20 protein-coding genes are annotated in these 23,231 nt (G+C 71.7%); 12 read left to right on the top strand and 8 right to left on the bottom strand.

Translation table 11 applies throughout. The features are described from left to right. Positions 1-6 precede the first annotated feature (6 nt). The 3 genes from aspT (OG898_RS34075) to OG898_RS34065 all read left to right on the top strand — a co-directional run bounded on the left by aspT (OG898_RS34075) (position 7) and on the right by OG898_RS34065 (position 5,137). A complete protein-coding gene (gene aspT, locus OG898_RS34075) occupies positions 7-1,686 on the top strand; it encodes an aspartate-alanine antiporter (protein ID WP_250740836.1) in 1,680 nt (559 codons plus the stop codon). A 24-nt stretch (positions 1,687-1,710) separates the two neighbouring features. Then, positions 1,711-3,414, top strand: a complete 1,704-nt coding sequence (gene aspT, locus OG898_RS34070; protein WP_266962300.1) for an aspartate-alanine antiporter — start codon at positions 1,711-1,713, stop codon at positions 3,412-3,414. A 64-nt stretch (positions 3,415-3,478) separates the two neighbouring features. Next, positions 3,479-5,137: a bifunctional aspartate transaminase/aspartate 4-decarboxylase gene (locus OG898_RS34065; RefSeq protein WP_250740838.1), complete on the top strand. Its 1,659-nt coding sequence runs from the start codon at positions 3,479-3,481 to the stop codon at positions 5,135-5,137. A 124-nt stretch (positions 5,138-5,261) separates the two neighbouring features. Here the strand turns inward: OG898_RS34065 and sph are convergent, their stop codons facing one another. Both sph and OG898_RS34055 read right to left on the bottom strand, forming a co-directional pair. Continuing rightward, entirely contained in the window at positions 5,262-6,251 is a 990-nt protein-coding gene (gene sph, locus OG898_RS34060) for a sphingomyelin phosphodiesterase (protein ID WP_266962296.1), read from the bottom strand. Between the two features lie 101 nt (positions 6,252-6,352). Further along, on the bottom strand, positions 6,353-6,529 hold the full coding sequence (locus OG898_RS34055) for a hypothetical protein (RefSeq protein WP_266962293.1): 177 nt from the start codon (positions 6,527-6,529) through the stop codon (positions 6,353-6,355). 94 nt (positions 6,530-6,623) lie between these two features. On the opposite strand from OG898_RS34055, the gene OG898_RS34050 reads away from it, so the two are divergent. Then, positions 6,624-7,511: an oxygenase MpaB family protein gene (locus OG898_RS34050; protein WP_250740841.1), complete on the top strand. Its 888-nt coding sequence runs from the start codon at positions 6,624-6,626 to the stop codon at positions 7,509-7,511. A 34-nt stretch (positions 7,512-7,545) separates the two neighbouring features. Here the strand turns inward: OG898_RS34050 and OG898_RS34045 are convergent, their stop codons facing one another. After that, entirely contained in the window at positions 7,546-9,075 is a 1,530-nt protein-coding gene (locus tag OG898_RS34045; protein WP_266962291.1) for a M1 family metallopeptidase, read from the bottom strand. Between the two features lie 298 nt (positions 9,076-9,373). Between OG898_RS34045 and OG898_RS34040 the strand changes: the two genes are divergently transcribed. Beyond that, a complete protein-coding gene (locus OG898_RS34040) occupies positions 9,374-9,952 on the top strand; it encodes a cysteine hydrolase family protein (protein ID WP_250740843.1) in 579 nt (192 codons plus the stop codon). Between the two features lie 69 nt (positions 9,953-10,021). Here the strand turns inward: OG898_RS34040 and OG898_RS34035 are convergent, their stop codons facing one another. Then, positions 10,022-10,525, bottom strand: coding sequence for a hypothetical protein (locus OG898_RS34035; RefSeq protein ID WP_266962721.1), 504 nt, complete (start codon positions 10,523-10,525; stop codon positions 10,022-10,024). Positions 10,526-10,614: 89 nt separating this feature from the next. On the opposite strand from OG898_RS34035, the gene OG898_RS34030 reads away from it, so the two are divergent. The 5 genes from OG898_RS34030 (at position 10,615) to OG898_RS34010 (ending at position 16,969) form a co-directional block, all read left to right on the top strand. Then, entirely contained in the window at positions 10,615-11,478 is an 864-nt protein-coding gene (locus OG898_RS34030; protein ID WP_250740844.1) for a hypothetical protein, read from the top strand. Between the two features lie 134 nt (positions 11,479-11,612). Next, complete coding sequence (locus OG898_RS34025) at positions 11,613-14,123, top strand: Tex family protein (protein ID WP_323182759.1); 2,511 nt, start codon at positions 11,613-11,615, stop codon at positions 14,121-14,123. 241 nt (positions 14,124-14,364) lie between these two features. Beyond that, entirely contained in the window at positions 14,365-14,910 is a 546-nt protein-coding gene (locus OG898_RS34020) for a hypothetical protein (RefSeq protein ID WP_250740845.1), read from the top strand. After that, on the top strand, positions 14,900-16,081 hold the full coding sequence (locus OG898_RS34015; protein ID WP_266962285.1) for an MAB_1171c family putative transporter: 1,182 nt from the start codon (positions 14,900-14,902) through the stop codon (positions 16,079-16,081). Before OG898_RS34020 ends, OG898_RS34015 begins: the two co-directional genes overlap by 11 nt. 99 nt (positions 16,082-16,180) lie before the next feature. Continuing rightward, positions 16,181-16,969: an SDR family oxidoreductase gene (locus tag OG898_RS34010; protein WP_250740847.1), complete on the top strand. Its 789-nt coding sequence runs from the start codon at positions 16,181-16,183 to the stop codon at positions 16,967-16,969. Positions 16,970-17,086: 117 nt separating this feature from the next. Here OG898_RS34010 and OG898_RS34005 read toward each other — a convergent pair whose 3' ends face one another. The 3 genes from OG898_RS34005 to OG898_RS33995 form a co-directional block, all read right to left on the bottom strand. Further along, a complete protein-coding gene (locus OG898_RS34005; protein ID WP_250740848.1) occupies positions 17,087-17,320 on the bottom strand; it encodes a hypothetical protein in 234 nt (77 codons plus the stop codon). 245 nt (positions 17,321-17,565) lie between these two features. Continuing rightward, positions 17,566-19,203, bottom strand: coding sequence for an ABC-F family ATP-binding cassette domain-containing protein (locus OG898_RS34000; protein WP_250740849.1), 1,638 nt, complete (start codon positions 19,201-19,203; stop codon positions 17,566-17,568). Between the two features lie 74 nt (positions 19,204-19,277). Then, positions 19,278-20,519: an SLC13 family permease gene (locus OG898_RS33995; protein ID WP_266962719.1), complete on the bottom strand. Its 1,242-nt coding sequence runs from the start codon at positions 20,517-20,519 to the stop codon at positions 19,278-19,280. 205 nt (positions 20,520-20,724) lie between these two features. Between OG898_RS33995 and OG898_RS33990 the strand changes: the two genes are divergently transcribed. Together OG898_RS33990 and OG898_RS33985 are read left to right on the top strand one after the other, a co-directional pair. Then, positions 20,725-21,705, top strand: coding sequence for a GlxA family transcriptional regulator (locus tag OG898_RS33990; protein ID WP_250740850.1), 981 nt, complete (start codon positions 20,725-20,727; stop codon positions 21,703-21,705). 45 nt (positions 21,706-21,750) lie between these two features. Next, complete coding sequence (locus OG898_RS33985) at positions 21,751-22,389, top strand: DJ-1/PfpI family protein (protein ID WP_250740851.1); 639 nt, start codon at positions 21,751-21,753, stop codon at positions 22,387-22,389. Here OG898_RS33985 and OG898_RS33980 read toward each other — a convergent pair. Then, complete coding sequence (locus tag OG898_RS33980) at positions 22,364-23,113, bottom strand: enoyl-CoA hydratase/isomerase family protein (protein ID WP_266962281.1); 750 nt, start codon at positions 23,111-23,113, stop codon at positions 22,364-22,366. The two genes, OG898_RS33985 and OG898_RS33980, sit on opposite strands and share 26 nt — an antisense overlap. Positions 23,114-23,231: the final 118 nt, after the last annotated feature.

Raw genomic sequence — 23,231 nt, 5'->3', positions numbered from 1 at the left:
TCGCCCATGGGTGTGCTGCAAGACCACCCCGAACTCGCCCTGTTCCTCTGCCTTGCGGCCGGCTACCTCCTCGGCAAGGTCCGCGTCGGCCCGATCACCCTCGGCGGCATCTGCGGCACGCTGATCGTGTCGCTGCTGCTCGGCGCCTGGGCCAAGATCGAGATCGACGCCGACGTGAAGACGATCTTCTTCGCGCTCTTCATCTTCGCCCTGGGCTACATGGCCGGACCGCAGTTCTTCGCCAACCTCAACCGCAAGAGCATGCGCTTCTTCGCGCTCTGCTTCATCGAGCTCGTCAGCGTGCTCGGCCTCGCCTACCTGCTGGCCAAGGCCTTCGACCTCGACGTCGGCACCGCCTCCGGCATCCTCGCCGGCGCGGCCACCGAATCCGCCGTGGTCGGCACCGCCACCGAGGCGATCGGCAAACTGCCCGACCTGACCGCGGACCAGATCTCCACGTACCAGGGCCACGTGGCCACCGCGTACACGGTCTGCTACCTCTTCGGCCTGGTCACCATCGTCATCTACACCAGCCAGATCATGCCGATGCTGCTCCGCATCAACCTCGCGGACGCCTCGCGCGCCCTGTGGGAGAAGCTGCGCGGCTCCGGCGGCGGCCTGGAGAGCGACGAGCGCGAGGCGCTGCCCGGCCTGGTCGGGCGCACCCACCTGGTCACCCTCGCCGACGGCCGCACCGTCGGGAACCTGGAAGCGGCCTTCGGCGGCGGGGTCACCGTGGAGGCCGTCCGGCGCGGCTCCAAGGACCTGACCCCCGCCCCGGACCTCGAACTCACCCTCTCCGACCTCGTCCTCGTCGTCGGACGGCGCTCCGAGGCCATCGCGGCCGGCCGGGCCATCGGCCCGGAGACCCCCGGCATCCCGGGGGTGGACACCCCGCTCGCCACCCGCCAGGTCGCCATGACCGACAAGTCGGTCGCCGGCAAGACCCTGGACGAGATCCGCTCCACCCACGCGGAGTTCGGGCGCAGCGGCGTGTACGTGACCGACGTGCTCCGCGGCGAGCAGCACCTGCCCGCCAACCCGGACACCGTCGTCGAGCGCGGTGACGTCGTCACCCTGGTGGGCGCCCGCTCGGGCCTGAACCGGCTCGTGGAGAAGATCGGCACGGTGGCCAAGAACGACGCCACCGACTTCATCTACCTCGGTCTCGGCATCGCGCTCGGCTCGCTCATCGGCCAGCTCGTGGTCCGCCTCGGCGGAGTCCCGCTCTCGCTCGGCACCGGCGGCGGCTGTCTGATCTCGGGCCTGCTCTTCGGCTGGTTCCGCTCCCGCCGGCAGACCTTCGGCGCCTTCCCGCCGCAAGCCGCCACCACCATCAAGGACATGGGGCTCGCGGTCTTCATCGCCTGCACCGGCCTGACCTCGGGCCCTCAGGCCTGGCCGCTGCTCAAGGAGTACGGGGCCCTGCTGCCGTTCGCCGGGATCGCCATGGTCCTCGTACCGGCCACGATCTCGCTGGTCGTCGGGCGCAAGCTCCTGAAGATCGAGAAGCCGCTGCTGATCGGCGCCATCGCCGGACAGCAGTGCTCCACGCCGGCCATCACCTCGGTCACGCAGGTGGCGCAGAGCTCGGTACCGATGCTCGGCTACACGATCACCTACGCGCTGTCCAACTTCCTGCTCCCACTCACCGGACCGATCCTCGTCGGGATCCTCGGCGCCTGACCCCCCACCAGGACGGGTACCAGCATGATCGACTTCCTCGTACGGAACATCTTCAAGCCCCATCCCGAACTCCTGGTCTTCATCACCGTCGCCTTCGGCTTCCTCGTCGGCAAGTTGCGGTGGAAGGCCATCGGGCTGGGCGCCGTCACGGGCTGCCTCATCGTGGGCCTGGTCTTCGGCGCCCAGTTCAAGATCACCATCGACGGGACCGTGAAGAACCTCTTCTTCACGATGTTCCTCTTCGCCCTCGGCTACAAGGTCGGCCCGCAGTTCTTCCGGGGCCTGAAGAGGGACGGCCTGCCGCAGGTCCTCAACGCGGTGATCGTCTGCGTCACCGGCCTGCTCGTCTCCTGGGGCTTCGCCGTGATGCTCGGCTACGGCCCCGGGCTCAGCGCGGGCCTGCTCGGCGGCGCACTCACCCAGTCCGCCGTCATCGGCGTCGCCCAGGACGCGATCGGCAACCTTCCCGGGCTCAGCCCGTCCGAGATCACCGAGCAGCAGAACCTCGTCGCGGTCGGCTACGCCGTCACCTACCCGCTCGGCACCATCCTCTGCGCGATGCTCCTGGCCAACGTGCTGCCCCGGCTCTACCGCCGGAACCTGGCCGCCGAGAGCGCTCAGCTCGCCAAGGAGCTCGACGCGCCCAGCGACGACCCCGACCTGCACGAGGGCTACTACGAGGCCGTCCTGCGGGCCTACACGATCCAGCGGCCCGACCTCGTGGGCCGGACCATCGACGACTTCGAGAACCAGCAGAAGTCGCTGGGCCGCCGGATCTACCTCACCCGGATCCGCCGGGACGGCGCGATCATCGACCACACCCAGCAGACCGTCCTGGCCGCGGGCGACGTCGTCGCCGTCAGCGCCCTGCGCGAATCCCTCGTCGCGTTCGACGCCCGCACGCACATCGGCCCCGAGGCCGACGACGTCGAACTCCTCGGCTACCAGACGGAGAACCTGCACGTGGTCGCCTCCGAGAAGGCGCAGCTGGGCAAGACCATCTCGGAGCTGCGGGCCGAGCCCTTCATGGTCGGCGTCTACATCGACAAGCTCTACCGCTCCGGCGCGGAGTTCCCCTACCGGCTCTCCACCCAGCTGGAGCGCGGAGACACGCTGATCCTCTCCGGTCCCAAGCGCCTGGTGGACCCGGCCGGGCGGGCCATCGGCAAGCCGGTCCCGACCAGCTTCGCCACCGACATGATCTGGGTGGGCCTCGGCATCTTCCTCGGCGGCTGCCTCGGCATCCCGGCCCTCACCGCCGGCGGGGTCCCGATCTCGCTGTCCACCTCGGGCGGCGCGCTGATCATGGGCCTGGTCTTCGGCTGGATCCGCGGCAGGTACCCGACCTACGGCAACGTCCCGCCCGGGGCCCAGTGGTTCATGGACACCCTCGGCCTGTGCCTCTTCGTCGCGGTCGTCGGCCTCAACGCCGGACCCAGCTTCACCAGCGGGCTCGCCTCCGCCGGGTGGGGGCTGCTGATCTGGGGTGCGGTCATCACGCTGATCCCGCTGCTGGTGGGCTTCCTCGTCGGCCATCACATCCAGAAGATCCGCTTCCCGATCCTGATGGGCGTCCTCGCGGGCGGCCAGACCACCACGGCGGCGATCGGAGCGGTCAACGAACAGTCCAAATCGCAGGTCCCGACGCTCGGTTACACGATCCCCTACGCGATCAGCAACGTACTGCTGACGATCTGGGGCGCGGTGATCGTCCTCCTCAACCACTGAACGCCCCCCTTCGCCCCGGCCGCGAGGCCGGCCGAACGCCCCCGACGCAAAGGAACGAACCACCGTGCCGGAGACCACTTTCAGCCGCGAGGAGATCCAGTCCTTCGCACAGCTCAGCCCGTTCGAGCTGAAGGACAAGTTCATCCAGCTCGCCACGGCCGCCCAGGCCGACAAGCCGGGCCAGAAGGACACCACCGCCCGCGCCATGCTCAACGCGGGCCGCGGCAACCCGAACTGGATCGCCACCGGGCCGCGCGAGGCCTTCTACGCACTGGGCTACTTCGCGCTGGACGAGTCCCGCCGGGTGTGGACCGCCGACAACCTCGGCGGGATGCCGGAGAAGAAGGGAATCGGGGAGCGGTTCGATTCCTGGACCCGGCGCCACCCGGACCTGCCGGGGGTGGAGATGCTGTCCGCGTGCGTCCAGTACGCCCTGTCGCGCTGGCCGTTCGACAAGGACGCCTTCGTGCACGAGCTGACCGACTCCATCACGGGCGACAACTATCCGGTCCCGGACCGGATGCTGACCCACGCGGAGCACGTCGTGCGCGGCTACGTCGCCGACGAGATGTTCGGCAAGAAGCCGCCGGAGGGCAACAACCTGTCGCTGTTCGCGACCGAGGGCGGCACCGCTGCCATGTGCTACATCTTCGACTCGCTGATGAAGAACGGGATCCTGAAGAAGGGCGACAAGATCGCCCTGATGACCCCGGTCTTCACCCCGTACATCGAGATCCCCGAGCTCGACACCTTCGAGTTCGAGGTGGTCAACGTCTCCGCGAGCCTCTTCGCCGAGACCGGCGTGCGCCAGTGGCGCTACCCGGAGGAGGAGGTCGCCAAGCTGGCCGACCCCTCCGTGAAGCTCGTCTGCCTGGTCAACCCGTCCAACCCGCCCTCGCTCGCGCTGAGCGAGCGGGTGGCGAACCAGATCAAGGACATCGTCGCCACCAGCAACCCGAACCTGCTGATCGTGACGGACGACGTGTACGGCACCTTCGTGCCGGGCTTCCGCTCGATCGCCGCCGACCTGCCCCGCAACACCCTGCTCGTGTACTCGTACTCCAAGCACTACGGCTGCACCGGCTGGCGGCTCGGCGTCATCGGCCTGCACGACGACAACGTCATCGACGAGATGGTCGCGGCCTTCCCGCAGGACCAGAAGGACCGGCTGGCCAAGCGGTACGGCACCCTCAGCCTGGAGCCGGAGAAGATCCGCTTCATCGACCGGCTCGTCGCGGACTCCCGGTCGGTGGCCCTCAACCACACGGCCGGCCTCTCGCTGCCGCAGCAGACGATGATGGTGCTCTTCTCGCTCTTCGACATGCTGGGCGAGGGCCAGGCGTACAAGGAGCGCATCCGGCAGATCGTCCACCGCAGGCTCGACCTGCTGCTGGAGGGCGCCCAGATGAAGATCTCCGAGGACGACAAGCGGGCCGGGTACTACATCGAGCTCGACCTGCTGGCCGAGGCGGAACGGGTCCACGGCAAGGACTTCGCGGACTTCCTGGAGAAGAACTACGAGCCCGTCGACCCGCTGTTCCGCCTCGCCGAGCAGACCTCGGTGGTCCTCCTCAACGGCGGCGGCTTCGACGGCCCCCAGTGGTCGGTGCGCGTGTCGCTGGCCAACCTCGACGACCTGGACTACCTGAAGATCGGCCACCACCTGCGGGGGATCTTCAACGACTACGCGAGCGAGTGGGAGCGGGCGAAGGCCAACGGCTGACGGCCGGGGCCGCAGGAAAGGGGGGTGCCCGCCGGATCGCGGCGGGCACCCCCCTTCCGGTGTGGCGGATCAGCGGTGGGTCACCGGCCGATCAGCCGCCGATCAGCCGCCGATCAGCCGCCGATCAGCGGCCGATCAGCGGGTAGTGGTCGGAGAGGTTGGTGTACGTGTAGGAGGTGCCCCAGCTGGAGACCGTCCAGGGCGCCGACTGCTCCAGGACGACGTTGTTCTCCCAGTTCGCCGGGCGGGCGTTGCCCTTGCGGTAGAGCACGTAGTCCAGGTCCTCGCGCGGGTCGGTCGGGTAGCGGTACTTCGCTATCGAGTTCAGCGCGGTGTCGAAGGAGTACGTGTGCCCCGTGCGGGTGTCGGAGCCGGCCAGGTCGGCGTTGGCCAGCATGGTGGCGAGCTCCGGGGTGCGCGAGTCGACGTTCATGTCGCCCGCCACGATGACCTGCTCGCTCGCCGGGATGTTCTTGCCGTCCAGGAACGCGTCGATGGTCCGGAACTGGCGGGCGCGCATCTCCGCCGCCTCGCCCGCGCCGCAGCCGGGGTCGGTGGACTGGGCGTGCGTGCCGACCACGTGGACCTTGGTGCCGTTCACGTTCAGCACGACGTAGGCGAAGCCCTTGTTGGACCACCAGTCGGCGCCGCAGGCGTCCTTGTAGACCACCTGCTCCTTGCGCACGATCGGCCACTTGCTGAGGATCGTGACGCCGCCGTCCTCCGGGGTGGTGGAGGAGTAGGCGCCGCCCGTGGCATCCCAGCCGCTCTTGCTGCGGCCCACGACGGGGGTCTGGTACGGGTACTGCGCGGCCGAGTTGGCCTTCAGCGCGTCGGAGGCGCCGTTGTCGAAGGCCTCCTGGACCACGACGACGTCGTGGCCCTGGTACCAGGAGGCCTTGGGGATCTCCGCAGCCCGGTGGTCCTGGCCCCAGTTGGGGTACAGGTTCTTGCTCATCAGGAACGCGTTGTACGACAGGACGCTGAGCCGCGGCGTGGCGGCGCTCTCCGCGGCGGTGGCGGCGGGAGCCGCGGTGGCGACGAGCGATCCGACGGCGATGGCGGCGACGGCCGCGGCGGCCGCGCGGGCCTTGCGGGGCTGGATCTGGGGCATGGAGGTCTCCCTCGTTCCTGTGGGGGAAGATCGGCTCCGCCATCCAAGCAGCCAGGGTTACTTCGCGGTAACACCTGTGACACGGGTTTCTGGACGCAGTGCTACTTCTTCGGTGCCTCCGAGGCCGAGGCCTCGTCGTCGCTGCGGAACCTCAGGAGGAGGTACGGCACCGCGAACAGCGCGCCGAGCACCGCGAGGATCAGGGCCAGCGCGACGGCCGCGCCGGTCAGCACCCAGGGGGCAATGGCCTGCACCCAGGCCGAGGGGGACAGGTTCATGGCCGCAGGATGCACCGTCCACAGGGCCCGGCGGAAGGTTCCGGACCCCCTGCATACTGGGAGAACGGCTGGTCGACACCCTGGGGGCGCACGGATGAGCACGACGGAACGGCCCTTGAAGGGCGCCGGCACCCGCAGCGACCCCGAGCCCCCGCCGCCCGGTGGAGTGCTCTGGACCATCGCGGGCGACGTCCGCGCGCTGCTCATGCTGCCCGCCGCCTTCACCCTGCAGGTCGCCCACCCCGCCATCGGCGCCGGGGTCGACGAGCACTCCGTCTTCCGCACCGACCCCTGGGGCCGCGGCGAGCGCTCCCTGCGCTCCGTCCAGCTCTGGGTGTACGGCGGAGCCGACGCCGCCGCCGAAGGGCGCCGGGTGCGCCGCCTGCACAAGGAGATCCAGGGCACCGACACCCGGGGGCGCCGCTACCACTCCCTCGACCCCGCCTGCTACGCCTGGGTGCACGCCACCGGCTTCCCGATCTACCTCTACGCCGGGCGCTACCTGCTGCGCCCCTTCACCCCGGCCCAGGAACGGCAGCTCTACCGCGAGTGGCTCCAGGTCGGCCGCATCCTCGGGCTGCACGACCGGGACATGCCGCAGAGCATCGAGGAGTACTGGCCGTACTACCACCGGATGCTGGCCGAGGAGATCGAGCCCACCAAGGTCGTCCGCGAACTCCTCGCCACCGACGCGCCCCTGCCCCGCCCCACCGGGGGCACGCTGCCGGTCCGGCTCCTGCTGCGCCTGACCTGGCCCGTCCTGCGGGCCGCCTTCCTGCACTTCCGGGCCTTCGTCACCGCCGGCTACATGCCGCCCGAGGCGCGCGCCGCCATCGGGCTGGAGTGGACCCCGGCCCAGGAACGCCGCCTGCGCCGGTTCAGCACCGCCCTGCGCCTGCTCGTACCCCTCCTGCCGGAGCGCCTGCGCTACCTCCCGATCGCCCGCGCGGCCCGGGCGCGGGCGCGCGCCGCCGCCCGCTGAGGGGCGACGGCGCGCAGCTCCGTACCGCGGTGGGTCAGTGGTCGCCGTGCACCTCGTTCGTCGCGGCGATCTTCTTCCAGGACTTCGGCTCCGCCGCCGGCTTCGCGGCCGGGGCACGCAGGGTGCCGGTGCCCGGAGTCGCGGCCGGCAGCTTCTTCGTCGTGTTCAGCGCGGAGGCGTCCGGCTTGCCCGGGGTGTACAGCCAGGTCTCGAAGAGCTGCGCGAGCGGCTGGTTCGAGACCTTCTCCGCGTAGCGGACGAAGTCGCCGACCTTGGCGTTGCCGTAGGCGCGCTCGGTCGGCCACCCCTTCAGGATCCGGAAGAACTTCTCGTCGCCGATCGTGTTGCGCAGCGCCTGGAGGGCGATCGCGCCGCGGTCGTAGACGGCTCCGTGGAACTGGTTCTCCGGACCCGGGTCACCCGGCTTGACCTGCCAGAACGGGTCCTCGGCCGGCCGCAGTCCGTACGCCCAGTCGGCGAGCTCCTGCGCGGTGCCCTCGCCCTCCTTCTCCGACCACAGCCACTGGCTGTAGCGGGCGAAGCCCTCGTTGACCCAGATGTCCTTCCAGCCGTCGACGGACACGCTGTCCCCGTACCACTGGTGGGCCAGCTCGTGCACGACCACGGACACGTTCGCGCCGTTGGCGAACTGCCGGGGGCTGTAGAACGGCCGGGTCTGCGTCTCCAGCGCGAACCCGCTGGGCACGTTCGGCACGTACCCGCCGAGCGCGTTGAAGGGGTACGGCCCGAAGACCCCCTCCAGCCACTCCGCGACCTCGCCGGTCCGCTCGATGCTGGCGCGCGCCGCGCCCGCGTTGTCGCCGAGGTCCTGGCTGTAGGCGTTCAGGATCGGCAGACCGCTCGCCGTCTTGTCGGTGGTGATGTCGAACTTGCCGACGGCCAGGGTGGCGAGGTACGTGGCCTGCGGCTTGTTCGAGCGCCAGTTGTACCGGGTCCAGCCCAGACGTGAACTCTGCGACTGCAGCACGCCGTTGCTGATGGCCTGGGTGCCGTCGGGCACGTTCACCGACACGTCGAAGGTGGCCTTGTCGAGCGGGTGGTCGTTGCTCGGGAACCACCAGGCGGCCGAATCGGGTTCCTGCGCGGCCACGCCGCCGTCCGGGGTGCGCTGCCAGGCCGACCAGCCGTCGACCTTGAACTCCGAGGGCTTGCCGGCGTACTTGACGACCACGCTCGACTGCTTGCCCCGCTGGAGCGGGGAGGCCGGGGTGACCTCGAGCTCCGAGACGCCCGACTTGGCGAACTTCGCCTTGACCCCGTTGACCCGGATCTCGCTGACGTCCAGACCGAAGTCGAGGTTGAAGCGGGACAGGTCCTGCTTGGCGGTGGTGAGCAGGGTGGCGGTGCCCTCGAGCAGGTCGGTCTTCGGCTGGTACTGGAGGCGCAGGTCGTAATGGGAGACCTCGTACCCGCCGTTGCCGCTGGCCGGGTAGTAGGGATCGCCGATACCCGGTGCGCCCGGAACGGAACTCGCCGCCGACGCCGGGATCACCAGCAGAAGGGAGGCGGCGAGCACGCTCGGGGCGATGACTTTGCGGTGCACCTTGAACTCCAAGTGGTAGGGGAGTGGCTTCCGTTCGACCGTATTCACGCCCGGGACCCCACGTCATGTCCATGGCCCCTCCTGTCACACGATCGCCATGCGTCTGAAAAACGCCCGTGCGGAACACGTCCGTCCGGGCGGCGGCGACGACCCGCGCACCGCCTCAGGCCTGCACGGATCGATGTCCGGATCTGCGGCTCGGCCGTCATTGCCCACGGGTGCACGGCCTCCTAGCGTTGACGTCGTGGCCCCGAGTCGGGCCGCCACCCCACCCCCACCTCGTGAGAAGGGCACCCTCATGACCACCACCACGACCCTGCGCCAGCTCAACGGCTTCGACGAGACCCCGGCGACCTTCGAGGACGCGGTCCTGGTCCTGGTCGACTACCAGAACACCTACACCGGCGGCGTCATGGAACTCGACGGCTGGGAACCGGCACTGGCCTCCGCCTCCCGGCTCCTCGCCCGGGCCCGCGAGCTCGGCACCCCCGTCGTCCACATCCGAGACGGCGGCTACGGCATCGACACCGAGCCGGGCACCCTCCACGCCTCCGTGGCCCCCCGGGAGGGCGAGGCCGTCGTCACCAAGTCCGTCCCGAACGGCTTCCACGGGACCGACCTCCACGAGATCATCGAGGCCACCGGCCGGAAGAACCTGATCATCGCCGGGTTCATGACCAACATGTGCACCCTGTTCACCACCGAGGGCGCCTTCCTGCACGGCTACGCTCCCACGGTCGTCGCCGACGCCTCGGCGACGCGCGCGCTGGAAAGCCCGGCGGGCGCCCTGACGGCGCAACAGATCCACCAGGCGGCCCTCGCCACGATCACCGAGCTCTACGGCGTGGTCGTGGCCACGGGAGCCGAACTGAAGTGACACCGCCCCGCCCCCTCTCCGCCGTACCTCTGCCGGAGAGGGGGGCTCCCACGAACCCCCTTCGCGGCGTCATGCCCGCGCGTCGGCGTCCGAGGCGGTCGCGTGCTTGTGGATCGCGCCGAGGTAGAGGCGTTCGCGATGGGGCACCTGCTCGTCACGGTGAGGCGTGAAGAACACCGCGCAGACGTTCGCGGGGTGGGTGAGGATGCTGGATTGCCCGCCGAAGGTGAGGCGGTCGTTGACGTCGTGGCGGCAGTCGACTGCATCAAGCGCGGCGAGCAGGTCTTCCCGGAGCACCGTGGACGGGTAGGCCTCCGAGTCCGGCAGGACCAGGGACGGCAGCCTGGTCGTCGACCCCGGTCTGAGACTGATCGAGATTCCGCTCACGAGGCGTCGGGTGACGGACAACTCCAGGCAGTCCCAAGCGTAGGGGTAGCCCTCGATGTCCGGTATCAACTGGATGGCGGGGTGCGGGCGCCCCGGGCCCAGGAGATCATCGGCCTCCGCCAGCGGCATGCCGCAGCGAAGCGGGCCGATACGGCCGGTCCGGGCGAAGTCGACGAGCACGTTCATCAAGGTCACGACGGCGACTCTGGCATCTTCTCGGGCCGGCCCACACCTGAATACTTCTCTCCATACCAAGCAGTCGTTAGCCTGCCCGCATGACTCTTCCGGAGCGCGCCGCCCGCAGCTGCTGGCACGGGGCGATCAACCCGCTGCACTCGACCGTCTACTTCTCGCCCGACCTCGGCAAGGAGTTCGCCGCCCTCGGGATCACCGACCGCAACGCCGTCAACCTCGCCTCCCGCTCCGCCGCCATGGGCGCGGTCGGCGCGGGCACGGTGACGGCCACCTTCTACAACTACCGCCACGACCTCGTCGCCCGGCACCTGCCCGCCGTCTGGGAGACCGCCACCCCCGCGCAGGTCCTCGCCGCCCGGCTGCGGGCCGTGGACACCACGCTGCGCCGGCTCCTCGGCGACGAGACGATCGCGTCCCCCGAGGTCGCCGAGGCCGCCGGGCTGGCGATGCGCGCGGCCGAAGCCTGCACCCGGCACGCCCGTACGCTCTACTCGGCCCACGCGGACCTCCCCGTACCCGAGGAACCGCACCTCAAGCTGTGGCACGCCACCACCCTGCTGCGCGAGCACCGCGGCGACGGACACCTGGTCGCCCTGCTCACCGTCGGCCTGGACCCGGTCGAAGCCCTGGTCAGCCACACGGCCAGCGGCCACGGCATGACCCCGAAGTACCTCAAGTACATACGCGGCTGGGAGCAGGCCGACCTGGACGCCGCCGCGGGCCGGCTGCGCGAGCGCGGACTGCTCGACTCCGAGGGTGAGCTCACGCCCGAGGGCGCGGCGCTGCGCGAAGCGCTGGAGACCGAGACCGACCGCCTGGACGAGGCTCCGTACGAGCACCTCGGCGCGGCCGGAGTCGCCCGGCTCGCGGAGATCGGCGGTGGTTTCACCGTGCAGGCCTTCGTCGCCGGAGCCTTCCCCGCGGACCTCATGGGCAAGGCCTGAGACCGGACCGGGCCCGGCTCCCGACGTCCGCCGCCGCCACCTGCCACAATTGGCAGCCTTCCGACGCAGCACGCGGCACGTACGACGCAGCGCGCACCAGCATCACGCAATACGAAGGCAGGCGGGACCGCACAGTGACGATGTCCATCGAAGGCAGGATCGCCGAGGAGCTCGGCGTACGGGAGCGGCAGGTCAAGTCCGCCGTCGAGCTGCTCGACGGCGGCTCGACCGTGCCGTTCATCGCGCGCTACCGCAAGGAAGCGACCGAGATGCTCGACGACGCCCAGCTGCGCACCCTGGAGGAGCGGCTGCGCTACCTGCGCGAGCTGGAGGACCGGCGCGCGGCGATCCTCGACTCCGTACGGGAGCAGGGCAAGCTCGACGCCGAGCTGGAGGCCCGGATCAACGCGGCCGACACCAAGGCCCGGCTGGAGGACATCTACCTCCCCTTCAAGACCAAGCGCCGCACCAAGGCACAGATCGCCCGCGAGGCCGGCCTCGCGCCGCTCGCCGAGGGGCTGCTGGCCGACCCGTCGGCGGAACCGGCCGTGGCGGCCGCCGCGTTCGTGGACGCCGGCAAGGGAGTGGCCGACGCGGCCGCCGCCCTGGAAGGCGCCCGCGCCATCCTCACCGAGAAGTTCGGCGAGGACGCCGACCTCATCGGCGAACTGCGCGAGCGCATGTGGGGCCGCGGCCGGCTCGCCGCGAAGGTCCGCGAGGGCAAGGAGGAGGCGGGCGCCAAGTTCGCCGACTACTTCGACTTCACCGAGCCGTTCACCGCCCTCCCCTCGCACCGCGTGCTCGCCATGCTCCGCGGGGAGAAGGAGGACGTCCTCGACCTCACCCTGGAGCCGGAAGAGCCGAGCGAGGTGCCCGGCCCCTCCACGTACGAGGGCATGGTCGCCCGCCGCTTCGGCATCAAGGCCCCCAGTGAACACAGCCGGCCCGGCGACAAGTGGCTCGCCGACACCGTCCGCTGGGCCTGGCGCACCAAGATCCAGGTGCACCTCGGGATCGACCTGCGCTCCCGGCTGCGCGCCGCCGCCGAGGACGAGGCGGTACGGGTCTTCGCGTCCAACCTGCGCGACCTGCTGCTCGCCGCACCCGCCGGCACCCGCGCCACGCTCGGGCTGGACCCGGGCTTCCGCACCGGTGTGAAGGTGGCCGTGGTCGATGCCACCGGCAAGGTGGTCGCCACCGAGGTGATCTACCCGCACGTGCCCGCCAACAAGTGGGACGACGCGCTCGCCAAGCTGGCCCGCCTGGCCAAGGAGCACGCGGTCGAGCTCGTCGCCATCGGCAACGGCACCGCCTCCCGGGAGACCGACAAGCTCGCCGCGGACCTCATCGCCCGCCACCCCGAGCTGAACCTCACCAAGGTGATGGTCTCGGAGGCCGGCGCCTCCGTGTACTCGGCCTCCGCCTTCGCCTCGCAGGAACTCCCCGACATGGACGTGTCGTTGCGCGGCGCGGTCTCCATCGCCCGGCGCCTGCAGGACCCGCTCGCCGAACTGGTGAAGATCGACCCGAAGTCGATCGGCGTCGGCCAGTACCAGCACGACCTGTCCGAGGTGAAGCTCTCGCGTTCGCTCGACGCCGTGGTCGAGGACTGTGTGAACGGTGTCGGCGTCGACGTCAACACCGCCTCCGCGCCGCTGCTTTCGCGCGTGTCGGGGATCAGCGGCGGACTCGCCGAGAACATCGTGGCGCACCGCGACGCCAACGGCCCGTTCCGCAACCGCAAGGGGCTCAAGGACGTGGCCCGGCTGGGCCCGAAGGCGTACGAGCAGTGCGCGGGCTTCCTGCGGATCCGCGACGGGGACGACCCGCTGGACTCCTCCAGCGTGCACCCCGAGGCCTACCCGGTGGTCCGTACGATGGGCAAGACGGCGGGCAGCGAGGTGGCGGCCCTGATCGGCAACACCGGTGTGCTGCGCTCGCTGCGGCCGGAGCAGTTCGTCACCGAGGCCTTCGGCCTGCCGACGGTCACGGACATCCTGCGCGAGCTGGAGAAGCCCGGCCGGGACCCGCGGCCCGCGTTCAAGACGGCGACCTTCAAGGAGGGCGTCGAGAAGATCGGCGACCTGGCCCCCGGGATGATCCTGGAGGGCGTGGTCACCAATGTGGCCGCCTTCGGCGCCTTCATCGACATCGGCGTCCACCAGGACGGGCTGGCGCACGTCTCGGCGCTGTCGAAGAACTTCGTCAAGGACCCGCGCGACGTGGTGAAGCCGGGCGACATCGTCCGGGTCAAGGTCATGGACGTGGACATCCCGCGCAAGCGGATCTCGCTGACACTGCGGCTGGAGGACGAGGCGGAGCGCGGCGGCGGCGCCGACGGCGGTGCGCCGAGGCAGCGCGAGGAGCGGGGCGAGCGGCGCGGCGGCGGCCGGCCCCCGCAGCAGCGCGGCCCGGGCGGTCAGGGCGGTCAGGGCGGCGGCGAGCGCGGCCAGGGCGGCCAGGGCGGCTCCCGCGACGGCGGCAAGGGCCGCCGCCAAGGCGGCCAGGGCGGTCAGGGCGGTCAAGGAGGCGGCGGCCAGCGTCAGGGCGGCGGCGCTCCGGCCCCCGCCAACAGCGCGATGGCCGACGCCCTGCGCCGCGCGGGGCTCAGCGGCCCCGACGAGCGGGGCGGCCGCAAGCGCTAGCCGTTCGTGGCAGTGCGTGCCGGATTGGCTGAATAGGCACCCGACATGGGGACATACCTTGCCAACTCATCCGGATGATCTGTAGGGATGACGGAACGCCCGTTCGTCTTTCGGCGAGCGGGCTTCCGCTTTTTCCCCTCAGGACCGCACTCCCGAGGTCGCCTTGAAGGCAAAGGACGTCATGCCCCTGCCCACGCACGCCTATCATCGTTGCCCGAGAAAGGGTCCGAAGAGGGAACACATGCGCCACCCTCAGCCCAGTCTGCGCAAACGGTGCGAGGCGATTCTCGGCCGTCTTGATCTGAGACACCCCTTCTCGCTCGACGGACTGTGCGAGCGGATAGCCGAACAGCGGGGCCGTCCCATCCGGCTCCACCCGCTGCCCAAGGAGGCGGCGGAGTCCGGAGTGTGCGGACTGTGGATCGGCACCGCCGACGTGGACTACGTCTTCTACGAGGCCCAGACCACCCGGCTGCACCGCGAGCACATCGTGCTCCACGAGATCGGCCACATCCTCTTCGGGCACCACTCGCTGGAAGCCCCCGCCGGGGACTCCCAGGGCGCCGGAGGAGCGGACGGACCCGTCCCCACCGTGCTCGGGCGCACCAACTACACCACCCGCCAGGAGCGGGAGGCGGAGATGCTCGCGAGCATGATCCGTATCCGCACCGGGACCCGCGGCCCGCACCTCGGCCACGGCGCCGCGGGCCGCGACACGCTCGCCCGGCTGGAGTCGGCGATGGGCTACGAGCGGCGCGGACGGGGGCCCGTCCACCGTGGCTTCTGATCTGATCGCCTTCGGCGACGCCCTCGCCGTTCCCGGCGTCGTGTGCCTCTGGATCGCCGTCCTGCTCCGCGCACCCGGCGCCCTGCGCGCCCCGCACCAGCGGGGCCTGTGGCTCGCCGTCGCCACCGCCGCGGCCGCGATGACCCTGAACCTCCCCGACGTCGTCGCCTACGCCATGGGCCGCGACCCGGACTACGCGCACACCATCGGGCTCGTGCGCAACCTCATCGGGGTCCTCTCGGCCGGCGCCGTGCTGTACTTCGTGGCCGCCGCCACCCGGGGCCGCCGGCTCCAGATCGCCTCCGGCGTCGGCACGGTCCTGTGGCTGACCGTCCTCGTCGTCCTGGACGCCGCCGCGCCCGCGCACGGCACGCACACCATCCCGCCCGTCGGCGACCCGGTGCCCTCCCTCGCGTACTGGCTGGTGCTGATCTCCGCGCACCTGATCGCCAACACCGTCTGCGTGTCCGTCTGCTGGCGCTACAGCCGCCGCGCCGAGAGCCGGGGCCTCGCCGCCGGGCTGGTGCTGTTCGGCCTCGGCACCGCGCTCGCCGGGGTGTTCTGGTTCGTGTACCTGCTCAAGGCGCTGTTCGGCTTCACCTGGGCGGTGCCCGCCAACCCGCTGCTGATGAACGTGCACGGACTGCTCCGCGCCGCAGCGATCGTCGTCCCGACGCTGTTCACCTTCCGCCGCACGGCAGCCGACACCGCCACCGCCTGGCGGCTGTGGCCGCTCTGGCGCGATCTGGTCCACGCCGTCCCGCACGTCGCCCTCAACGAGCCGCGCGCCGGCCGGGTGCTGGAACTGCTGTGGCCGCCGGTCCCGCGCAACCTGCTCGTCTACCGCAAGGTCATCGAGACCCGCGACGCCATCCTGATCCTGGGGGAGTACGTCGCCCCCGGCGTGCCCGAGCTCGCGCGCAGCCACGTGGCCGGCAGCGGAGTGCCCGAACAGCGGGCCAGCGCGGCCGCGCTGGCCTGCGTACTGAAGGAGGCGCGGCAGGCGAAGCTGGCCGGGATCCCGCAACAGCGGTCCGACGAGAACGCCTTGGAGCTGCCCGCAGCCCTCCAGACCTCGGCCGAGGAAGGGGACCTGGACGGCGAGGCCCGCTTCCTGGTGGACGTGGCCCAGGCCTACGCCTCACCGGCCACCGCCGGTTTCACCGCGTGAGACGCACGAGTCACGCGAGTCACGCGAGTCACGCGAGTCACGCGAGACATACGAACACGCACCGCGCACCACGCCCGACAGCCAGGAAGTGAACGTCTCTTGACCACCACCGTACTGATCACAGGGGCCAGCGCCGGACTGGGCGCGGCCTTCGCCCGCGGCTTCGCCGCCAAGGGCTGCGACCTCGTCCTCGTCGCCCGCGACAAGGGCCGCCTCGAGGACGTCGCCGCGGACCTCGCCCGCGAGTTCGGCTCCCTCTGCGAGGTGCTCCCCGCCGACCTGCTCGACGCGGACGCTCTCGCAGCCGTCGCCGAGCGGCTCGCCGACCGGGACCGGCCGGTCGACATCCTGGTCAACAACGCCGGCTTCGGACTCCCCGCGCCGTTCCCGTACAACCCGGTCGAGGACGAGGAGCGGATGCTCGACCTGCTGGTCAAGGTGCCGCTCCGGCTCACCCACGCGCTGCTCCCGGGCCTGCGCGAGCGCCGCCGCGGCGCGGTGCTCAACGTCTCCTCGGTGGCCGGACTGCTGCCGACCGGGACCTACGGCGCCGCGAAGGCCTGGATCACGGCCTTCAGCGAGTCGCTGCGCGTGGACATGGAGCCGTACGGGGTCCGCGTGCTGGCGGTGGTCCCGGGATTCACCCGCACCGAGTTCCAGGAGCGCGCCGGGATGGACGTCACCGCCCTGCGCGACGCGGTGTGGCTGGAGCCGCGCGACGTGGTGGCCAAGGCCCTGAAGGACCTGGCCCTGCGCCGCCCGGTGAGCATCACGGGCCGGCACTACCGGGCCTACGCCGTGGCGGTCCGCCACCTTCCGCGGGCCTTCGTGGCCCGGAAGATGGCCCGCAAGCGGCGGGCCCCGGCGGACCGGCCGGACGGGAGCTGACGGCCCGACGGGAGCTGACGGCCCGACCGGAGCCGGCGCGGGGTGCTGACTCCGCGTCGGCGCAGCCGGGTGCGCGGCCCTGTGGCAGGGTCGCGCACGTCCGGGTTGGAGGGCGGGTCAGCAGTCGCCGTGGTTGTAACCTCCGTAGCCGTAGTCGTCATCGTCGTCCCACCAGCCGCCGTGGTGCCAGCCGTTGTCGTGGTCGTGGTCCCAACCGCCGGTGCTGTAGCTGACGTGCTGGGCCGGGGTCGCCGCCGATGCGGTGCCCGCCGTGCCGAGCGCGGCCCCGCCGGCCATCAGGAGACCGGCGGCGGAGACCACGAAGAGGCGCTTCGCTCTCAGTGCAAACATGAGAAATTTCCCTTTCCTCCCGTCCTCCTCGAACCTCTCCGAGGCGTGGAGGACGGAACCGCGGGCCGCGTACGCGACGGGCCGCGCGGAATCGGATGCAGGGCCGCCCAACATGCGGAAGCACAGGTCCGCCCGCCCTGGCGACGTGGAACGGCCTGCCATGGGGGCGTGCTCCGCGGTTGCGGCTCTCACCCACAAAGGCTAGTCGCGCTCGACCCGGTCGGCATCTCGGGCGGGGCTCCGGTCTACAGCTCGGTGACCTTGCCGTCCGCGACGTGCATGCGGCGGGTCACCTGGACCGCGTCGAGCATCCGGCGGTCGTGGGTGACCAGCAGCAGGGTGCCCTCGTAGGACTCGAGAGCGGACTCCAGCTGCTCGATCGCCGGCAGGTCGAGGTGGTTCGTCGGCTCGTCCAGCACCAGCAGGTTCACCCCGCGCCCCTGGAGCAGCGCCAGGGCCGCCCGGGTGCGCTCGCCGGGGGAGAGGGTGGCGGCCGGGCGGGTCACGTGCGCCGCCTTCAGGCCGAACTTGGCCAGCAGGGTGCGGACTTCGGCGGGCTCGGTGTCGGGCACGGCGACACAGAAGGCGTCGATGAGCGGCTCGTCGCCGAGGAACAGGCCGCGGGCCTGGTCGACTTCGCCGATCCGTACGCCCGAGCCGAGGGTGGCGGAGCCGGAGTCCGGGGCGAGGCGGCCCAGGAGGACGGCCAACAGGGTCGACTTTCCTGCTCCGTTGGCGCCGGTGATGGCGACCCGGTCCGCCCAGTCGATCTGCAGGCTCGCCGGTCCGAAGGCGAAGTCCCCCCGCTGGACGGCCGCTTCGCGCAGGGTGGCCACCACGGAGCCGGAGCGCGGGGCCGCCGCGATCTCCATGCGCAGTTCCCACTCCTTGCGCGGCTCGTCGACCACTTCGAGCCGCTCGATCGCGCGCTGGGTCTGGCGGGCCTTGGAGGCCTGCTTCTCGCTCGCGTCGGCGGCGGCCTTCCTGGCGGACTTGTCGTTGTCGGTGGCCTTGCGCTTGGAGTTCTTGACGCCCTTGTCGCTCCAGCCGCGCTGCATCGCGGCCCGGTCCTCCAGCGCGGAGCGCTTGTCGGAGTACTCGTCGTACTCCTCGCGGGCGTGGTTGCGGGCCCGCTCGCGCTCCGCCAGGTAGGCGTCGTAGCCGCCGCCGTAGAGGTTGATCTGCTGCTGCGCCAGGTCCAGTTCGAGGACCTTGGTGACGGTGCGCGTGAGGAACTCGCGGTCGTGGCTGATGACGACGGTGCCTGCGCGCAGTCCCTTCACGAACTGCTCCAGGCGCTCCAGACCGTCGAGGTCCAGGTCGTTGGTGGGCTCGTCGAGCAGGAAGACGTCGTAGCGGGAGAGCAGCAGCGAGGCGAGGCCGGCGCGGGCGGCCTGGCCGCCGGACAGCGCGGTCATCGGCAGGTCGAGGCCGACGGACAGCCCCAGGTCGTCGGCCACCTGCAGGGCCCGCTCGTCGAGGTCGGCCCCGCCGAGGTTCAGCCACCGGTCGAGGGCGTCCGCGTACGCGTCGTCCGCGCCGGGGGTGCCGTCCACGAGACCCTGCGTCGCCGCGTCGAGCTCGGCCTGGGCCGCTGCCACACCGGTACGGCGGGCGAGGAACTCGCGGATCGACTCGCCGGGGCGCCGCTCCGGCTCCTGGGGGAGGTGCCCGACGGCGGCGGTGGGCGGCGAGAGGCGCAGCTCACCGGTCTCGGGAGCGTCCAGCCCGGCGAGCATCCGCAGCAGGGTGGACTTCCCGGCGCCGTTGACGCCGACGAGGCCGATGACGTCGCCGGGGGCGACGACGAGGTCGAGATCGGCGAAGAGCGTGCGCTCACCGTGCGCGGCGGTGAGCTTCTTGGCGACGAGGGTTGCAGTCATGATGCCCCGATCCTATCCGCGCCCCGCGCGCCCCGGTCCCGGGGCCGGGACGGAGCGGGGGCCGGCAGGCGGGGTCACGCACCGATGAGCCGGAGACCCGCCCACAGGGCCGTCACCGAGGCGGCGAGGGCGGGCACGGTGGTCAGCACGCCGAGCCGGGTGAAGTCCCCGAGCCTGACGCCGTCGTACCCGTCCGTGTGCAGGATCCGCCGCCACAGCAGCGTGGCCAGGGACCCCGCGTAGGTCAGGTTCGGCCCGATGTTCACCCCGATCAGCACGGCCAGCACCGGCCCCGCGCCGCCGGCCGAGGCCACCGGGAGCAGGGCCAGTACCGCGGGCAGGTTGTTGATCAGGTTGGCCAGTACGGCGGCCACCGCCGCCACCGCGAGCAGCGCCGGCAGCGAATCCCCGGCCGGGGTCACCCACTCCAGGCCGTCCCCGAGCCCGTGGTCCACGACCGCACGCACCACCACCCCCAGGGCCAGCACGAACAGGCAGAAGGCCGGCGCCGTGGAGCCCAGGATCGCCGCCGGGGTGGTCTCCCGGCGCCGCAGCGCCCGTACGGCCAGGGCGAGCGTGCCCGCCAGCGCCGCCCAGGCGGGGCTGGCCCCCGCGAAGGAGGCGAGCGCGAAGCCGGCCAGGGTCAGCGCGAGCACCCCGGCGGCGAACCGGGGCAGCGGCGCCGGCTCGACGGCCTCGGGCACGTGCTCCGGGGCCGCCGCCAGGTCACCACGGAAGAAGCGCCGGAACACCGCGTACTCCACGCCGATGGCCGCCAGCCAGGGCAGGGTCATGAGCGCGGCGAACCGGGTGAAGGAGAGCCCGCTCGCGGCGAAGGCGAGCAGATTGGTGAGGTTGGAGACCGGCAGGAGGAGCGAGGCGGAGTTCGCCAGGTGCGCGGTCGCGTAGACGTGCGGGCGTGGGCGGGCCCCCAGCCGGGAGGCGGTCGCGAGCACCACCGGGGTCAGCAGCACCACGGTCGCGTCCAGGCTCAGCGCGGCGGTGACGACCGAGGCGACGGCGAACACCCCGCCGAGCAGCGCCACCGGCCCCCGCCCGGCCGCCCGCCGGGCCACCGCGGCGCCGGCGGCCTTGAACAGCCCCTCGTCGGCGCAGAGCCGGGCCAGCGCCAGGATCACAGCGAGGAACCCGACCACCGGCAGCAGCTCACGGGTCTGCGCCCACGCGTCATCCGGCGGTACGACGCCCAGCACGACGAGCAGACCGGCAGCGGGCACGGCGGCCGCGGCCTCCGGCAGCCCGCGCGGGCGCAGGACGGCGAAGGCCAGCACCCCGAGGAGGAGGGCGACGGACAGGCATGCGGCGGTGACGGGGTACAGGACGGGCTCCGGAGCGAGGGGGAGGAGAAGAGGAGAGCGTACGGGGACGCGGTGGCGGGCCGCCGGGCCGGGGGCAGGGCCGTCGGCAGGGCGCAGACAGGATCGCACCCGGACCCGTATGGCCGGATAGGTGGGGTGTGCGTCATTGCGGCCATCGCGCGGGGTGTCACACGATGGGGCCATGTCGTCGCGAAACGTGCTCGTCGTCCTCTACGACGGCGTGCAGAGCCTGGATGTCACGGGGCCGATGGAGGTCTTCTCCGGCGCCGACCGCCACCCCGGACCGGCGCGGTACGCGCTCCGCACCGTCTCGCCGGGCGGGGCCCCGGTCCGCACGAGCAGCGGACTGCGGCTGGTCCCGGACGGGGAGCTGGAGAGCGAGCGCCCGGGCGCCGGGACCACCCTGCTGGTGCCGGGAGGCCGGTACACGGGGGACTTCGCGCCGGAGATCACGGACTGGCTCCGCGCGTACGGCGGCTCCGCGCAGCGGCTGGTGTCGGTGTGCACCGGCGGCCTGCTGCTGGCCGAGGCCGGGCTGCTGGACGGACGGCGCGCGACGACCCACTGGTACGTGTGCGAGCAGATGGCCCGGGACTACCCGGCCGTCACTGTGGAACCCGACCCGATCTACGTCCGCGACGGGCCGGTGTCCACCTCGGCCGGTGTCACGGCGGGCATCGACCTCGCGCTGGCGCTGGTGGAGGAGGACCATGGTCGGGAACTGGCGCTGTCCGTCGCGCGGCACCTGGTGGTCTTCCTGCGGCGGCCCGGCAACCAGGCGCAGTTCAGCGCGCAGCTCGCGGCGCAGACGGCGTCGCGGGAGCCGCTGCGGGAGGTGCAGCACTGGATAACGGAGCACCCGGGGGAAGACCTGAGCGTGGAGGCCCTCGCCGCGCGGGCCGCGCTGTCGCCCCGGCACTTCGCGCGGTCCTTCCGGGCGGAAACGGGCGTGACACCGGGTCGGTACGTGGAGCGGGTGCGGGTCGAGCACGCGCGGCGGCTGCTGGAGGAGGGCGCCGAGGGCGTCGCCCAGATCTCCCGGACCTGCGGCTACGGCAACCCCGAGGCCCTGCGCCGCGCGTTCTTGAGGGCCCTGGGCCAGCCCCCGGCCGAATACCGCCGCCGCTTCGGCATCCCGCCACAGCCGACCCCTGACGCCTGACCCCCCATCCCAAAAACCGAGCCCGACCACCGCTCCGGAGGAGCCATGCAGATCGCCGTACTGCTCTACGACCGGTTCACCGCCCTCGACGCCATCGGGCCCTTCGACACCCTCGGCCGGCTCGACGGTGCCGAGACCGTCTTCGTCTCCGAGCGGCCCGGGCCCGTACGGACCGACAACGGATCGCTCGCACTCGTCGCCGACAAGGGGCTCGGCGAGGTGACGCGGCCGGACATCGTCATCGTGCCCGGCGGGCCGGCCCCCGACGTGGAGATGAAGAATCCCGTGGTCCTCGACTGGCTGCGGGCCGTCGACGCCACCACGACCTGGACCACCTCCGTCTGCACCGGCTCGCTCCTGCTCGCCGCCGCGGGCCTGCTCGAAGGGCGGCGGGCCACCAGCCACTGGCTGTACGTCGACGAGCTGACCCGCTTCGGGGCGGAGCCCACCGGGGAGCGCGTGGTCTTCGACGGGAAGTACGTGACGGCCGCCGGGGTGTCCTCGGGCATAGACATGGGGCTCACGCTGCTCGGCCGCCTCGCCGGGGACGCGTACGCGCAGACGGTCCAGCTGATGACCGAGTACGACCCGCAGCCGCCCTACGACGCGGGTTCCCCCGAGAAGGCACCCGCCGACATCGTCGCGCGGCTGCGTGCGTTCAAGCCTTCGGCGGAGTCCAGGTAAAGGCGGGCGCGCGCCGCTCCAGGAATGCGGCGACCCCCTCGGCGGTGTCGCCGCTTCCGGCGGCCTGTGCCGCCCAGTACCCGTCCCGGTCCGTGCGGCCGTCCACGAACTCCTTCGCCGAAGTCTGCGTGAGCCGCGAGCGCGTGGCCAGGATCCGGGTGAACTCAGCCACCCGCTTGGCCAGTTGTCCCACCGGCAGCAGTTCGTCCAGCAGGCCGGTGCGCAGCGCCCGCTCCGCGTCGATCAACTCGGCTGAGAAGAGGAGGTACTTGGCGGCCGACGGGCCCACCAGGGACGCGAGGCGCCGGGTGGACGAGGCCGGGTACACGATGCCCAGTCTCGCCGGCGTCACCCCGAAGGAGGCCCCCTCCTCGGCGAAGCGCAGGTCGCAGGCGGCGGCCAGCTGGCTGCCGCCGCCCACGCAGAACCCGCGGATCGCGGCCAGCGTGGGCTTGGGGAAGGCGGCGAGCGCCTCCTCCGCCGCCACGGACAGGGCCTGCGGGTCCTCGTCCCCGGTCAGCGAGGAGATGTCGGCGCCCGCGCAGAAGGTCTCGCCGGCCCCCGTCAGGACCAGCACCCGTACGGCGGGATCCGCCGCGAGCCCGGCCAGCAGCTCCGGCAGCCCGCGCCACATCGCGGCGGTCATGGCGTTGCGCTTGGCGGGGTGCGAGATCACGACGGTGGCGACCCCGTCGGCGACGGAGGAGAGCAGGGCGGCGTCCATGCGCCGGATGCTATCCCGGACGGTCGAACCTATGATCAAGAGACCGGTCACCGGCAGCTCGGTGGACCGGCAGGCAGTCGCGGGGTCCGAGGGTCCGTCGGGGGCAGCTGAAAGGTGG

The sequence above is a fragment of the Streptomyces sp. NBC_00193 genome (assembly GCF_026342735.1).
GTDB lineage: Bacteria > Actinomycetota > Actinomycetes > Streptomycetales > Streptomycetaceae > Streptomyces > Streptomyces stoeckheimensis.
The sequence above is the reverse complement of the archived record's forward strand: the minus strand, read 5'-3'. Positions and strand labels throughout refer to the sequence as shown.